Here is a 15,259-nt window from a genome sequence, read left to right as displayed (position 1 = left end):
TGTTCGGAGCGCAAGGGGTTTCCGTCGACTTTCGTCCTAAAAACTTGGTACTGCAACTAATTCCGAAGGCAGCGTGTCGGATGTTGTTCTGGATGAGGGATTTTCCGGAGACTTCGCTGCGAATGTGGGGAAACGGACATAAGGTAAATCGACCAATTCGCCTGTTTCGGGAGTGTGAGATGGACAAGCCGACGAGTGAGACCACGGCTGAGCCGCAGAGTTCAGTACCCGCGAACAAGTGGGTAGCCCTGATAGTTCTGGTCGGTGGACTGGCGATGATCGTCATCGACGGCACCATCGTCGGAGTTGCCCTACCTGTTTTGGTTGACGACCTGAACTTGAACTTCAACGATGCCCAGTGGATCAACAGTCTCTACTCGGTGATCTTTGCGGCGCTACTGCTCACCTCGGGTCGCCTCGGTGATCGATTGGGCCGCCGACGCCTGTACATGGTGGGCATCGCCATCTTCGTGATCGGCAGCCTCATGGCGTCGATGGCAGACAGTGCGACCACCCTGATCCTCGCTCGCGCTATCCAAGGCGTCGGCGGAGCCTGCGTTCTCCCGGCAACGTTGTCCTCGATGAACTCCATCTTCCGGGGCAAGGACAGAGCCATGGCCTTCGGTGTGTGGGGCGCCGTCATCGCCGGCGTCGCCGCCATCGGTCCCCTGCTCGGCGGTTGGATTACCACCTACTTCACCTGGCCCTGGATTTTTATCATCAACGTTCCCATCGGCATTGTCTTGCTGATTGCCGCCTACGTGGTCGTACCGGAAACTCGGGCGGGAGTCATCGACCCCGGACTCGATATTCCGGGTCTTCTGTTGAGTTCCTTCGGTTTCGGAGCAGTGATCTTTGCGCTCATCGAAGGCGACAGTCTCGGTTGGTGGACGCAGAAAGCGGATCTGAATGTTCTGGGGATTACCTGGTCGACTGATGCGCCACTGCCCGCGGTTCCCACGATCGGTGCGATCGGAATCATGCTGCTGATCGGATTTGCGTTCTGGGAGCGGCATCGCGGACGGATTCACCGCTCCGCAATCCTGGACATGAACCTGTTCTTCACACCCACATTCAGTTGGGGCAACGTGACCGCCATGATGGTGGCGATCGCAGAGTTCGGCCTGCTGTTCGTGCTGCCCCTCTACCTCGTCAATGCATTGGGGCTCTCGACGATGGGCGCCGGATTCGTGCTCGCCGCGATGGCCGGTGGCGCGTTCATATCCGGTTCTCTCGCACGGCATCTCACGGCACTGATCGGTGCCCCCGGAACGGTGATCCTCGGGTTGCTTCTGGAAGTTGTCGGCGTCATCGTTGTTGCGGTATTCGTGAGTTCGACTGTGGCACCGTGGCTTTTGGCCCTACTTCTGGTGATCTACGGAACCGGGCTCGGTCTGGCATCAGCTCAGCTCACCGGAACCACCCTGGCAGACATACCGCCCGAAGAGTCCGGCCAAGGTTCCGCAACGCAGAGCACGGTCCGTCAATTGGGTTCGGCAATCGGAAGTGCGCTCGTGGGAGCAGTATTGGCATTCGGATTGTCGAGAAATATGCCCAGCACCCTCGAAGCAGGCGGAGTGCCCGCGTCGGAGGCCAACCAACTTTCCGACGCCACCCGCGAATCTGCCGGCAGCGCTATCGGAGTTCTGAGAGATCAAGGCACACACGGGAAATTGGGCGAAGCCGGTCCGGATGTAGTGCGCTTGCTGTCGGACGGATTTGCCGAGGCCACGCGCTACTCGCTGTACGTATCAGCAGCGTTCCTGCTGCTCGGACTGATCGGCGCGCTCAGAGTTAAGGCAAGTGCGCAAAAAGTAGCCTCGAGATAGGGAAACGGGAGGGTTCGAGAAACGAACCCTCCCGTTGTAGAACTCTGGAATCAAGCCCAGCTGAGTGCGTCCTCGTTAGCCAAACGCGGCAGGCGATCGAACCATGGGTTCTCGCCGGGGTGGCCGATGTTCACGACGAGGCTGGTCTTGAAGCGGCCGTCGGCGAAGAACTCTCCGTCGATGCCGGCAGCGTCGAAACCGGCCATCGGGCCGGCAACCAGACCCTGTGCGCGGATAGCAAGAATCAGGTATCCGGCCTGGATTGCAGCGTTGAACTGGCTGGTCGCCGTGCTGGCGGCTTCGTTCGACGCGAAGTGGTCCTTCATCTCCGGACGGATCGGAAACAGAGTCGGGATGTGCTCGTAAAACTTGGTGTCGACAGCCAGAACGGCAATGGCGGGCGCCGACGCGGTCTTGGCTTTATTGCCGTCTGCCATGTGCTCAACGAGGCGAGCCTTGCCCTCTTCGGTGCGGACGAACAGAACACGCAGCGGGTTCGTATTGGCCGCGGTGGGTGCCCACTTCACGAGCTCCCAGATAGCGGTGAGTTCGTCATCGGTGACGGGCTCGTTGGAGAATGAATTTGCGGTGCGGGCCTCGGTGAAGAGGAGTTCGCGGCCGGCTGCGTCGAGCTGCTGCGCGGTGAAGGGTGTGGCTGCGTCGAGCGACATAGATGTACTTCCGTTCCAAGTTGCTAGTAAAAACATAGTGACTTGCGGAAAACGGTAGCACCGGATCGTTGACTCGAGGTGGCGATGTGAGCGGTCAGACTAGTTGCGTAGACAGGATTCGACAGGCTAGATACTCGATCGCGCTCTGCCTCGTTTCGATACGGACGCGGGTGAGGTCGTTGATCATGCCGATCACGGCCAACACCGTCGCGCGACCCTCGTTGGATTCGGAACCGAGCAGGTGCACCCACTCGTCGATGTACTCCCGCTGCGAGATTTGAGCCGACGACTGAGTCTCTGCCGAGAGGTTGTTCGATTCCTCGATGAGGATGCCGATTGCACTCTCCGGTGCGATCACGGCGGTTGTATACGAATGGACGACCCGGGCAACTGCATCCTCGCGGGACTCGGCCTTACCGAGCGCGTGAACCAGTCCGAGTCGGAGCGTCTCGTTACCGCGAGTGAGAATCGCTTGCAGCACTTCGGCTTTGCTGTCGAAGTAGCTGTAGATGCTCGAACTCGGGATGCCGGCGACGGCGCCGATGTCCTCCATTGTCACCGCTTGGTATCCGCGGCGATCGAACAGAGTGATCGCCGCGCTCAGCAAACTCTCACGGCGAGAGGTATGACTGAAACCGGACGTCGGTCGAGGGTCTGGTCGAGGCTCGTCTTCGGGGAGCGCCGGGGCAGTCCGGACGGCATCGAACAATGTGACGAGCAAGGCTTCATAGCGCTTGCGAGGAAGCGTCGTCCGGTGTTTGGCGGGGCTGAAGGCGATACTGGTGAGGGCCCACGCGAGCATGGAGACATCTGTATCGGAGAGTTCGGGACGCTCGAAGCGGAGGGCGTCCGCAACCCGATTAGTGACTGCCTGGACGCCGGCCCGCGCCTCCGACCGCCGCTCCGAGGTGAGGTTTCGGGACTCCTGATCGAAGAGAACGCTTCGAAAATTGTTATCCATGCCGTACCGAACCAACGCCGTAAACACCGCTTTGGAATCGTTGCGGTCCAGATCGTCGAGAACTGCAATTATCGAGACAGTGGCGTTGAGCATTGCCTGAGCGAGGAGTTCTTGCTTGTTGGGGAAGTGGCGGTACAGCGCGCCGGCCGTGATGCCGACCGCAGACGCGATGCCCTCCATGCTGACGTTGTGGTAACCCGAGGCCCCGAATTGCTCACGAGCCACGGCGATGATCTGAGCTTTACGGTTACGTGGGCGCAGAGTTTTCTTCGCAGTCGCAGGTGCGGTGTCCGATGTTTCGATCGTCATGGGGCCCTCGGGTTCGGTGGCGCAGGTCAGTTCGTGGAACTGTCGGACAGGTCGTTGAACTGCCTACGGAGTTCTCTCTTCAATATCTTGCCAGCCGGAGAGACGGGCATCTGCTCGACGAGAGTGATACTTCGTGGGGATTTGTATCCGGCGATCAGTTTCTTCGTATGCGCTCGGATCTCGTCGCAGGTCACGGCGGAGCCGGGACGCACCACCAGCACTGCGTGGACACGCTCGCCGTACCGGTCGTCGGGGACACCGATGACGGCGCAACTGAGCACGTCGGGATGGGTGGCCAGGGCGTTCTCGACCTCGGCTGAATACACGTTCTCGCCGCCGGAGATGATCATGTCCTTGAGACGGTCCACGACAAAGAGATAGCCGGCGTCATCCATGTAGCCGCCGTCGCCGGTGTACAGCCAGCCGTCACGCAACGCCGACCGCGTTTCTTCGGGCCGGTTCCAGTATCCGGACATGATGTTGCCGCCGCGGGCGATGATCTCCCCGACCTCGCCGCGGGGAAGTTCGCGGCCGTTCTCGTCGACCACCTGCACTTCGACGTGTCCCATGGGCCGACCGGCCGATTTCAGACGGGTTGCGTCGAGGTGATCCTCCGGAGTCAACATGGTCAGTCCCGGTCCGGCCTCGGTCATGCCGTAGCCCTGCATGAAGGCAGCCTGGGGGAATGCCTGCTGCGCTTGGTTCAGTAGCGTTTCGGAGATGGGAGAGGCGCCGTACTGGATGGCAACTATGCTCGACAGATCGCGGGTAGCTCGGTCGGGGTGTCGGATGAGCATCTGAATCATGGTGGGCACCAACAGCATCGAAGTGACCTTGTGGTCTTCGATCAACCGCAGTGCAACGGCGGGATCGAATGTCGGCAGCATGACCAAGGTGGCGCCGACGGTATTCTGAGCGGTCCAATTAGCCAGGCACGCAAGATGAAACATCGGGGCGGCAATCAAGGCACGTGCGCCGGCGACGGCAGTTCGGTTGCTTGCGACGGCGCCGAGGCTCGACGTCACCAGGTTGGCATGGCTGAGCATGACGCCTTTGGGATGGCCGCTGGTGCCACCGGTGTAGAAGATTCCGGCCAGCGTATCGCCGCCGACTCGAAGATCTTCGACGGGTTCGTTTGTGGCGATCAAGGTTTCGTAGTCGTGGGCATCGGGCGGTGTCGGCTGATAACCGCAATGGATGACCGCCGTCAACGCCGGATAAAGTGCGCGCACTTCGGTCAGGAGCGGAAGAAACGTGTCGTCGACAACCAGAACCGTCGTTCCCGAGTCTTCGAGTGAGAATGCGATCTCCGTCGCGCTCCACCGAGTGTTGAGTGGATTGACTGCGCCACCGATCCACCAAGTGGCAAAGAAGTATTCGTGATAATAGTCGGAGTTCAGCGCCAGCATTGCGATGCGATCGCCGACTCCCACACCGAGGCCGCGGAAGGCACCCGCGAGACGGGCAACCCTTTCGCCGACCTCGGCGCAGGTCCGGATCCGGTCCCCACAGACGGTCATGGGCTGGTTGGGGCGTTGCTGCACCGAACGTTGCAGTGACTGAGTCAAATACATGGGGACCGTTCCTTTCGAAGGGAGGAGTTAGCTCTTGCCGCCGTTGCAGATCAGGCACTGGCCACTAACGTAGTCGGTCTCCGGAATGCACAGGGCGAAGACAGCGCCGGCCGCCTCGTCCGGGGTGCCGGCGCGGCCGAATGGGATGGTCTTCGCTGCTGCGTCGAGCAACTGCGGGTTCACGCCGACCTTGATCTCGCGGCCCTCGATGTCGATGTTCGCGTTGCCCTCGGCCGAGGCCTCGGTGAGGCGGGTGTTGATCAGTCCGTAGGCAACGGCGTTGACGTTGACGTTGTAGCGGCCCCACTCCTTCGCGAGGGTCTTGCTCATGCCGATGATGCCGGCCTTCGCGGCGGAGTAGTTGGCCTGGCCGGCGTTGCCGCCGGTGCCGGCGGTGGAGGAGATGTTGACGACCTTGCGGTGATAGTCCGTGGGGTTCGCCTTGATGTACGGATGCGCTGCCCGCAGAATCTGGAACGGCGCCTTCAGATGCAGATCGAGAATGGTGTCCCACTGCTCGTCGGTCATCTTCTGCACGACGTTGTCCCACGTGAAACCGGCGTTGTTGACGATGATGTCGAGGCCACCGAACGTGTCGATCGCGGTGTTCACGAACCGATCCGCGAAGCCTTCCTCGGTGACGGAGCCGACGCACGCGACGGCCTTGCCGCCGGCGGCAATGATGTCTTCGACGGTTTCCTTCGCGGGGCCGGGATCGAGATCGTTGACGACGACGCTCGCGCCTTCGGCAGCGAACTTCAGGGCGATGGCGCGGCCGATACCGCGGCCGGATCCGGTGACGAGTGCAATCCTGTTGTCGAGCTTGCCCATGACGGGAGTCCTTTCGATGATGTGAGTTTTTACGCGGCTACGACGGCGTCGCCGCGCAGGGTGACGGTGCCGTCGGCGAGAGCGACGGTGAGATCGAGGTGTGCCACGCCGTCCTCGACCTTGGTCACGGCGGCGGTGCACGTCGGCTTGCCGTGCAGCGGTGTGATGGAGGCAAATCGCACGCTGTACGAGCGAATGTTCTCTTGCGGAACGTAATTGGTCAGCAACCGGCCGAGGTATGCCATGTTGAGCATGCCGTGCGCAAAGACGTCCTCCATGCCGGCGGAACGCGCGACGTCGAGGTCGATGTGCATCGGGTTGTGATCACCCGAGGCGCCGGCGTAGAGCGCGAGCGTGGTGCGACTGATGCCGGCGAGCTCGAGTTGGGGGAGGACGTCACCTGTTTTCATTTCTGCGCCTTCGGGTTTCGGACGACCAGGGTGTTGGTGAGACGGGCGATCAGCTCACCGTCACGGGTGACCTCGGTGTTGCGGACGAGGAAGTCGAGAGCCCCGCCCTTCTTCGAGTAGGTGTCGGTGACCGTGCTGGTGTAGGCCAGGGTGTCGCCGGCGTAGGCCGGGGAGTGGTATTCGAAGGCCTGCTCGCCGTGCAGGATGTGGCGCACGTCGATGTCGAGCTCGCGCAGGAGTAGGAACGGGTCGGGCTTTTCCATGTCCAGGCAGAACAGGAACGTCGGCGGGACCGGGAGGTCGCGGTGGCCGGCGGCCTTGGCGGCTTCGACGTCGGAGTAGATCGGGTTGGTCTCGCCGATGGCCTTGGCGAAGAAACGCAGGCGCCCGCGCTCGGCGAGTGCCTCGTGACTGGGAAGGACTTTGCCGATGACAGCGGGGTCGATGGCCATGATCAGCTTGCCTTCGTGAAGACGCTCACGACGCAGGCGCCACCGAGGCCGAGGTTGTGCTGCAGGGCGACCTTCGCGCCCTCGACCTGACGCTTACCGGCTTGGCCGCGTAGCTGCCAGACGAGTTCGGCGCACTGCGCCAATCCGGTGGCGCCGAGGGGGTGGCCCTTGGACAGCAGGCCGCCCGACGGGTTGGTGACGACGCGGCCGCCGTAGGTGTTGTCGCCGTCGAGGATGAACTTCTCGGCGGTGCCCTCCGGTGTGAGACCCAGGCCTTCGTAGGTGATGAGTTCGTTGGCGGAGAAGCAGTCGTGCAGCTCCACGACGTCGACGTCCTCGGGGCCGATGCCGGCGGCTTCGTAGACCTGCGCTGCGGCGGCGGCCGTCATGTCGTAGCCGACGAGCTGCATCATGTCGCGGGCTTCGAACGTGCTCGGCGTGTCGGTGGTGAGAGCCTGCGCTTCGATCACGACGTTGGCGTTGGTGAGGTTGTGCTTGCGGGCGAACTCGGCGCTGCACACAACCGCTGCTGCGGCACCGCACGTGGGCGGGCAGCACTGGTAGCGGGTGAGGGGCCCGAAGATGTGCGGGGAGTCCATGACCTGTTCCAGGGTGAGGAGGTCACGGAAGACGGCGTTGGGGTTGTTGGCGGCGTGCTTGCGGGCCTTGACGGAGATCTGCGCGAAGGTTTCCGCCTTGGTGCCGTACTTCTCCATGTGCGAAAGGCCTGCGCCACCGAACATTTGGGCCGCACGAGGTCCGTCGTGGACACCTTGCAGTTCCGTCATCAGATCGTCGGTGCGGAACATCGGCGCCGGCCGGTCGTCCCATACGCGCTTGAGGGCGCCGGGCTTCATCTGCTCGAACCCGACGGCGAGCGCGCATTCGACCGCGCCGCTCGCGACTGCCTGGCGGGCGAGGAACAGCGCCGAGGAGCCGGTGGCGCAGTTGTTGTTGACGTTGATAACCGGGATTCCGGTGAGTCCGAGACCGTAGATAGCGGCCTGTCCGGCAGTGGAATCGCCGTAGACGTAGCCGGCGTAGGCCTGCTGGACCAGTGAGTAGTCGATGCCGGCGTCGTTCAGGGCGGCGCGGGCAGCGGTTTCACCCATGACGTTGTAGTTCTCACTCTTGCCGGGCTTGGTGAAGGGGATCATTCCCACTCCGGCAACGTGGACTTTTCTTGTCACAACTAGCTCCAATCTGTTCGGATGAGTATTTACTTAACACCATCCAATCGATTCTGTCTACTGAGTCACAGTGGCCATTTACGTGGGACTTTCGTCGTACATATAGATGAATTACATGAGGTCGGCATCCGAGATCTCAAGGTCTTGCGTTCCAATGTCGATTAATGATTTACTTCGTAGGCGGCAAGGTGGCGTGCGTCACAGAGTCGGTGCTCGGCGGTCGAAAGGCCACGTCGAGTGCACACCGGACCGGTCCCCGAGTCCCGCATCCAGTACCCAGTTACTGAGATCTGTTCGCTCTGCTTCTAGTACGCACTGCCACTGGTTCGCTCCGCGAATCGTGCAGATGTCGCCATTGCCCGAGAGGATCGATGAGAATGACGTTAAGCAAGCCGCTTCTTCCGACTGCCGCACCACAGCAAGTAGAGGGAGAGTCCAGAGTGAGAGCGTGGGGGCTAACCGGCGTCCTTGTGCTGCTCGTCGTAGTCAACTGGGCAGACAAGGCGGTCTTCGGGCTTGTCGCACAGCCCCTGGCCAAGGAATTCGGTCTGACCTCCGCGCAGATCGGCTTGGTCGGCAGTGCGTTCTTCCTGGCCTTCACCGTCGGTGGGTTCTTCGCCGGTGTTCTGCACAAGTGGTTGTCGTTGCGATGGTTGCTCGTCCTGATGTCCCTGGGCTGGGCGGCGTCGATGATCCCTCTGGTCGTAGTCGCCGGATTCGGAATGCTTCTCGTCACGCGCATGATGCTCGGATTCTTCGAGGGGCCGACCAACGCACTTGTTCACACCGGCGCCTACTCGTGGCATCCCATCGAAAAGCGTGGTGTGCCAGGCGCGATGCTCGCTTCCGGTGCCTCGATTGCCAAGATTGCGATCGCTCCGCTGATGGCCTTGGCTGTCGCAGCGTGGGGGTGGCGGGCAACCTTCATCATCCTCGCGTGTGTCGGCATCGTTTGGTGCGCTCTGTGGTTGGCGACCTGGAAAGAGGGCCCCTACATGCAGCGCCCGGTCAGGAAGTCCGACAAGGCCGCGTCGGTTGATGCCGGCGCACCTGTTGTCGCCAAGGTGCCGCTGATGAAGATCTTCCTGACGCCCACTTTCCTCGGTGCGCTTGCCGCCGTGTTCACGATGTATGCTCTCGTTACGGTGGTCCTCACGTGGCTTCCGTCGTATTTCGAAGTGGGACTTGGGTACTCGCGAGTTCAGGCCGGAACCATGTTCGGCATCCCCAGCATCGCCGGACTGTTCTTCATGTTCCTTTGCACCTCCGTCAGCGACCGCTTGATGTCGCGCGGCGCCAGTTCACGGGTCCTGCGCGGCATCGTCCCCGGAATTGCGCTGCTGCTCTGCGGGCTTGCCTTGGTCACCATGCCGTTCATCAAGACCCCGATCGTTGCGGTCGTCGTGGTGTCGGTGGGCTACGGCCTCGGTTCCGTGATCATCCCGCAGTTCAATGCGGCGATCTCCGAGATCTGCCCGCCGCAGCAGCTGGCCGCGGTACTGGGAGTCTTCATGGCACTGATGGCAAGCGGCGGTCTGATCGCTCCGTACTTGACCGGCGTCATCGTCGACAACGCTCCGAGCGCGGCGGAGGGATACGCCACGGCCTTCCAGGTCTTCGGTATCGCGACAGCCATCGGTGCCGTCATCGCACTCTGCACGGTTAACGCCACTCGCGATCGTGTGCGCATTCTCAGCTGAGAATCGCCGCCCCACAACACTTCACCTTCACCTTTCGAACATCACCACCAGATTCAGGAGAAACAATGCAGCGCATAGTATTCAACGAAGAGCACGAGGATTTCCGCAAGGTCATCCGCAGCTTCATCGAATCCGAGGTGCTTCCCAACTTCTCCGATTGGGAGCGCGAGGGAATGGTGCCGCGCGATTTCTACCGCCAGCTGGGCAAGCTCGGCGTTCTCGGTATGACGGTTCCCGAGCAGTACGGCGGAGCCGGCGAGACCAGCTTCAAGTTCCAGGCCGCCCTGAGCGAGGAAACTGCCCGTGCCGCAGTCACCTTCGGCGCTTTCGGTGTCCACACCGGTCTCGTCCTGCCCTACATCCTGACCTACGGCACCGAAGAGCAGAAGCAGCGCTGGCTGCCTGATTTCATCAGCGGCGACATGATGACCGCCATCGCGATGACGGAGCCGGGCACCGGTTCGGACCTAGCCGGCATCAAGACGACGGCAAAGCTGTCCGAGGACGGCACCCATTACATCCTCAACGGCGCAAAGACATTCATCACCGGCGGTGTGCAGGCTGACCGTGTCCTCGTTATCTGCCGCACCTCGCCGGCTACCACGGAGAACCGTCGCGCCGGACTGAGCATCCTCGCGGTCGACACGACGCTCGACGGTTACGAGGTAGGTCGCAAGCTCGAGAAGATCGGCATGCGCACCTCGGACACGGCAGAACTCTCGTTCACCGACGTCAAGGTTCCGGTCGAAGACCTCCTCGGCGTGGAAGGTGCCGCATTCGGCTACCTGGCCAACAACCTGCCGCAGGAACGGCTCATGATCGCGGTAACCCAGACCGCCGCGGCTGTCGGGGCCATCGAATTCGCCTCCGCCTACGTGCGTGACCGCAAGGTCTTCGGCCAGGCCGTAGCCGAGTTCCAGAACACCAAGTTCGTGATCGCCGACTGCATCGCCAAGGTCGAGGCAGCTCAGTGCATGGTTGATCGCGCTCTCGAATTGCACGAGACCGGGGACCTCAGTGTTGCCGACGCCGCCAAGGCGAAACTGTTCTGCACCGAGAACGCTGCCGAGGTCATCGACAAGTGCCTGCAGCTGCACGGTGGCTACGGCTACATGCTCGAGTACCCGATTGCGCGTCTGTACGCAGACACACGCGTATCGCGAATCTACGGCGGTACCAACGAAGTGATGAAGACGATCATCGCCAAAGCGGCAGGATTCTGAACATGTCCGACATGACGGGGCCCGCAGACCTGGAGATATTCCAAGAACGGCTGCGCACCTTCATTTTTGATACGATCCCGGCCGCTCTGGCCGGGGTCGTGGGGGAAGTCCCGCGCGGTCTGGCATTCCGCGGCGCACTGCACGGCGCCGGCCTCGCCGGACTCACGGTCCCGACCCGCTTCGGCGGCCAGGGGTTGGGCCCCGAATTCGAGCAGGCCTATGCACAGGTGGCCGCGAACCGCGCAATGGTCGACGACAAGATGTTCTTCCTCGGCATCAACGTCATCCTGCAGTCCTTGATCGACCTCGAAGAAACTGCGCTGGCAACCGAATTCGGCCCACGGATGTTGAGAGGCGACACCATCGCCTGCCAACTGTTCTCCGAACCCGAAGCAGGATCGGACCTCGCCTCGGTGCGAACCAAAGCTGTTCGCACCGAGGGTGGTTGGATCCTCGACGGACAGAAAGTCTGGACCTCGTACGGGCACATTGCGGGCATTGGACTGTTGTTGGCGCGAACCGACCCGACGGTAGCCAAGCATCGCGGCCTGACGATGTTCCTCATCGATATGGACGCAGACGGCGTCGAAGTGCGACCACTTCGTCAGATGACGGGTGAGAGCGAGTTCAACGAGGTCTTCCTCGGCGGCGCCTTCGTTCCGGACAACCGCGTCGTCGGCGGCGTCGGAACCGGGTGGTCAACCACATTGACGGTGCTCGGGCACGAACGACTCGCGGTGGCCAAGGCGGGCGAGAATACCGTCCGGCGTCCACTGCCCATGGCGCGAATAGTCGAATCAGTCGCCGACGGCGGCAATCTCGACGCTCTGCTCGATGCGTGGATGGACGAGCGCACCGCTTCGCTCGTCTCGCGTCAGATAGCTCGACGTGCGCAAGCCGGAATTCCTCTCGGACCGGAAACTTCACTGGGCAAGTTGCTGCGTACCCGGAATGGGCTACGGGCGGCAAAGCTGGCCGCTGAGTACAGCTTTGACGGTGGTTTGGCCTGGAATCCGGGATCTCGCGACCAAGATCTGGCGTTCGAGATCCTCAATGCTCCCGGGATGGCCATGGGCGGCGGTACCGACGACATCCAGCGCAACACCATCGGTGAACGAATCCTGGGCTTGCCACGCGAACCCCTCGTCAAGGAAGGAAATACGTCGAAGTGACTGTAGACAGCTATATTTCGCACAGCGTCGAACGCACCGAACTGGCCACGACACTACGTCGCTTCCTCGATCAGAATGCCGACGAGGAACGTGCCCGTAGCCTGTTCTCCACGGTCGAGGGCTACAGCCGCGCCACCTGGCAGCAGTTGGCCGAGACCATCGGCGTTCCGGCACTGGCCGTCGACGAGCGCTACGGCGGAGCAGGATTCAGCTTTGCTGATCTCATCCCCGTGTTCGAGGAGTCCGGTCGCCATCTGTACACGGGCGCGCTACTCGGTACGACGGCATTGGCCACCACAGCACTGCTCCTGTCCGGCGACGAGTCGGTCTGCGAAGAGTTGCTTCCCGGAATTGCCGAGGGCGCAACCACAGCGGCGTTGGCTTGGATGGAAGAGCCGATTCGCTGGGACGCGGACGGGATTGCCGCCCGCGTCGACAAAAATCTCACGTTGACCGGAGTCAAGACGCACGTGGTCGATGGTATGTCGGCAGATATCGTGCTGGTGGTTGCTCGAGACAACGACGGAATCGGTTTGTACGCCGTCAAATCCGACGCTTCGGGGCTCACACGAACGGCGATGGAAACCGTTGACCTCACGCGCAAGCAGGCCCGGCTGCAATTCGACGCGGTGCCGGCGAGATTGATCGGCAGCGCTGGGGACGGTTGGCGAATCCTGCAGGGCACCCTCGACTACGCGGCTCTGGCACTAGCGGCCGAATCGATCGGTGCAGCCCGCGCGTGCCTGGACACTGCGGTCGAGTACGCCGGGGTTCGGCACCAATTCGGCCGTCCGATCGGCAGTTTCCAGGCAGTCAAGCATCGGTGCGCCGACATGTGGGTTGCGGTGGAATCGGCGTCGACCGTGCTTCACGACGCTGTCGCGATTCTCGAGGAGACAGGCGCGCCTGATCCTTTGGCAACCGAGCACGCCTACCTGGCTGCCGTTGACGCACTGAGCATCTGCGCTGAGTCCAACATTCGCGTTCACGGCGGTATCGGCTTTACGTGGGAGCATTCGGCGCACCTGTACTACCGGCGGGCGCGCAGCGTACAGACGCTGCTCGGGCCGGCGCGTCTGCACCGGCAGCGTTTGAGTGAACTGGCGGGGTTGAGAGGACGTTCGCTGTGAAGGTGGATCTGACATTCTCGAGCAACCCCGAAGATGTGGTTGCGTCGGCGCAGTCAGCCGAAAAGTGTGGCGCTGACGGACTTTTTGTTCCGGAGACCCGGCACGACCCATTTCTTCAACTGGCCTTGGCTTCGCAGTCCACGGAGCGGATCGACCTTGGTACGTCGGTAGCTATCGCCTTTGCACGCAACCCCATGACCGTCGCACACACGAGCTACGACCTGCAACGCCTGTCCAAGGGTCGGATGGTGCTCGGGCTGGGTTCTCAAGTGGCGCCGCATATCACGCGCCGGTACAGCATGCCGTGGTCGAAGCCGGCGGCACGCATGGAGGAATTCGCTACTGCACTGCGCGCTATCTGGCACTCGTGGAGCACGGGAGACAAGCTCGACTTCCGAGGCGATTTTTACAACCACACGCTGATGACGCCGATGTTCGATCCCGGACCCCTCGACGTGGGCAGCCCACGTATCTGGATTGCCGGTGTCGGTCCGAAGATGACGGAGGCCGCAGGCCGAGTTGCCGACGGGCTCATCTGTCATTCCTTCACCACGGCGGATTACCTGCGTGACGTCACGTTGCCCACCGTGAATGCAGGCAGAGCAGTTTCGGCACGCGAGGACTTCGACGTCTCCGGTCTGATTCTCTTCGCGACCGGACGAACGGAAGAAGAGTACGACGCCGCGGTGACGGCCACCCGGGAACGCCTGGCGTTCTACGGTTCCACACCCGCATACCGCCCGGTGCTCGATCACCACGGGTGGGGCGCACTGCACGAGGAACTGCATGCTTTGTCACGCCAGGGCCGTTGGCAGGAGATGGGCGGGCTCATCGACGCCGAGGTGCTGGACACCTTCGCGATTGTCGGTGAGTTGGAGGGCATCGGCAAGCAAGCCCGGGCTCGCTTCGACGGACTGCTTACCCGAATGACTGTTGCTCTGGTCCAGGAAGATTCAGGGGATCTGCAGTTGGAGATCGCCGACCGACTCACAGGGAGTGCACCATGACTGACGACACTGTGTATACCGTCGACAACGGTATCGCCACGATCACGTTGAACCGGCCGAGCCGGCGCAACGCGTTGTCGCTCGAGTTACTCACAGGATTGCAGGACTCTCTGACATCGGCGGCCGGTAACCGGGAAGTCCGCGCGATCGTTCTGGCCGGTGCCGGCGACAACTTCTGTGTCGGCCGCGATCAGTCGGGCGATTCCTCGCGGCGCGTAGTGAGGGGGGATTCGCAGCAGGAGGATCGCACTCGCCTGCTGGATGTTTCGCGAATAATACCGACTTTGGTTCAGATCCCGAAGCCCACCATCGCCGTGATTCGAGGCGGGTGCGCCGGGGCCGGACTCAGCATCGCCCTGGCCTGCGATCTGCGGTACGCCGATACGAATGCAGTGTTCAATACCGCATTCGTCGGCGCCGGCCTTTCGGGCGATATGGGAATGGCGTGGTTGTTGACGCGCGCCGTAGGGCCGTCGAAGGCACGCGAGTTGATGTTGCTCTCCGAGCGGATCCGAGCTGACCGCGCCGTGCAGTCCGGACTGATTCACGAAGTGCTTCCGGCAACCGAACTGGCCGGTCGATCATGGGAAGTTGCTCGACGGCTGGCTGATTCAGCTCCGCTGGCGGTACGCGGCGCGAAGTTGAATCTGGAGTCTGCGATGTCGCGTCCACTGTCGGAGTTCCTGGTAGATGAAGCTGACCGCTTGATCACGTGCGCATACTCGGCAGACGTCGAAGAGGCGCGCGTCGCCTTCCTGGAGAAACGATCGCCGGTGTACTGCAACAACTGAATTTTCCTG

General features: G+C 62.0%; 14 protein-coding genes. 7 read left to right on the top strand and 7 right to left on the bottom strand.

Translation table 11 applies throughout. The annotated features are described in order from the left end of the window. Window positions 1-179 precede the first annotated feature (179 nt). Window positions 180-1,829 (top strand): MFS transporter, encoded by a 1,650-nt coding sequence (locus tag BDB13_RS00780; protein ID WP_094269971.1) that lies wholly within the window; start codon window positions 180-182, stop codon window positions 1,827-1,829. Between the two features lie 50 nt (window positions 1,830-1,879). Here the strand turns inward: BDB13_RS00780 and BDB13_RS00775 are convergent, their stop codons facing one another. The 7 genes from BDB13_RS00775 to BDB13_RS00745 all read right to left on the bottom strand — a co-directional run bounded on the left by BDB13_RS00775 (window position 1,880) and on the right by BDB13_RS00745 (window position 8,227). Further along, window positions 1,880-2,500 (bottom strand): malonic semialdehyde reductase, encoded by a 621-nt coding sequence (locus BDB13_RS00775; protein ID WP_094269970.1) that lies wholly within the window; start codon window positions 2,498-2,500, stop codon window positions 1,880-1,882. Between the two features lie 94 nt (window positions 2,501-2,594). Continuing rightward, window positions 2,595-3,770, bottom strand: coding sequence for a TetR/AcrR family transcriptional regulator (locus BDB13_RS00770; RefSeq protein ID WP_094269969.1), 1,176 nt, complete (start codon window positions 3,768-3,770; stop codon window positions 2,595-2,597). 26 nt (window positions 3,771-3,796) lie between these two features. Continuing rightward, window positions 3,797-5,344, bottom strand: coding sequence for an acyl-CoA synthetase (locus tag BDB13_RS00765; protein ID WP_094269968.1), 1,548 nt, complete (start codon window positions 5,342-5,344; stop codon window positions 3,797-3,799). 27 nt (window positions 5,345-5,371) lie between these two features. Beyond that, on the bottom strand, window positions 5,372-6,175 hold the full coding sequence (locus tag BDB13_RS00760) for an SDR family NAD(P)-dependent oxidoreductase (protein WP_094269967.1): 804 nt from the start codon (window positions 6,173-6,175) through the stop codon (window positions 5,372-5,374). A gap of 29 nt (window positions 6,176-6,204) precedes the next feature. Next, window positions 6,205-6,585, bottom strand: coding sequence for a MaoC/PaaZ C-terminal domain-containing protein (locus tag BDB13_RS00755; protein ID WP_094269966.1), 381 nt, complete (start codon window positions 6,583-6,585; stop codon window positions 6,205-6,207). Continuing rightward, window positions 6,582-7,037: a MaoC family dehydratase N-terminal domain-containing protein gene (locus tag BDB13_RS00750; RefSeq protein ID WP_094269965.1), complete on the bottom strand. Its 456-nt coding sequence runs from the start codon at window positions 7,035-7,037 to the stop codon at window positions 6,582-6,584. Before BDB13_RS00750 ends, BDB13_RS00755 begins: the two co-directional genes overlap by 4 nt. 2 nt (window positions 7,038-7,039) lie before the next feature. Further along, window positions 7,040-8,227, bottom strand: coding sequence for a lipid-transfer protein (locus BDB13_RS00745; protein WP_094269964.1), 1,188 nt, complete (start codon window positions 8,225-8,227; stop codon window positions 7,040-7,042). A 440-nt stretch (window positions 8,228-8,667) separates the two neighbouring features. Between BDB13_RS00745 and BDB13_RS00740 the strand changes: the two genes are divergently transcribed. The 6 genes from BDB13_RS00740 (at window position 8,668) to BDB13_RS00715 (ending at window position 15,250) form a co-directional block, all read left to right on the top strand. Then, complete coding sequence (locus BDB13_RS00740; protein WP_094269963.1) at window positions 8,668-9,927, top strand: MFS transporter; 1,260 nt, start codon at window positions 8,668-8,670, stop codon at window positions 9,925-9,927. Window positions 9,928-9,992: 65 nt separating this feature from the next. Beyond that, on the top strand, window positions 9,993-11,150 hold the full coding sequence (locus BDB13_RS00735; RefSeq protein WP_094269962.1) for an acyl-CoA dehydrogenase family protein: 1,158 nt from the start codon (window positions 9,993-9,995) through the stop codon (window positions 11,148-11,150). Between the two features lie 2 nt (window positions 11,151-11,152). Further along, a complete protein-coding gene (locus BDB13_RS00730; protein ID WP_094269961.1) occupies window positions 11,153-12,322 on the top strand; it encodes an acyl-CoA dehydrogenase family protein in 1,170 nt (389 codons plus the stop codon). After that, complete coding sequence (locus BDB13_RS00725) at window positions 12,319-13,452, top strand: acyl-CoA dehydrogenase family protein (protein ID WP_094269960.1); 1,134 nt, start codon at window positions 12,319-12,321, stop codon at window positions 13,450-13,452. The genes BDB13_RS00730 and BDB13_RS00725 overlap by 4 nt, the downstream gene beginning before the upstream one ends. After that, the gene (locus BDB13_RS00720) at window positions 13,449-14,459 is read left to right on the top strand and encodes a TIGR03617 family F420-dependent LLM class oxidoreductase (RefSeq protein ID WP_094269959.1); all 1,011 of its coding nucleotides are present in this window, start codon (window positions 13,449-13,451) and stop codon (window positions 14,457-14,459) included. Before BDB13_RS00725 ends, BDB13_RS00720 begins: the two co-directional genes overlap by 4 nt. After that, window positions 14,456-15,250, top strand: coding sequence for an enoyl-CoA hydratase/isomerase family protein (locus BDB13_RS00715; protein ID WP_094269958.1), 795 nt, complete (start codon window positions 14,456-14,458; stop codon window positions 15,248-15,250). The genes BDB13_RS00720 and BDB13_RS00715 overlap by 4 nt, the downstream gene beginning before the upstream one ends. The last annotated feature ends 9 nt before the right edge of the window (window positions 15,251-15,259 follow it).

Source organism: Rhodococcus sp. OK302, from assembly GCF_002245895.1.
Classification (GTDB): domain Bacteria; phylum Actinomycetota; class Actinomycetes; order Mycobacteriales; family Mycobacteriaceae; genus Rhodococcus_F.
The sequence above is the reverse complement of the archived record's forward strand: the minus strand, read 5'-3'. Positions and strand labels throughout refer to the sequence as shown.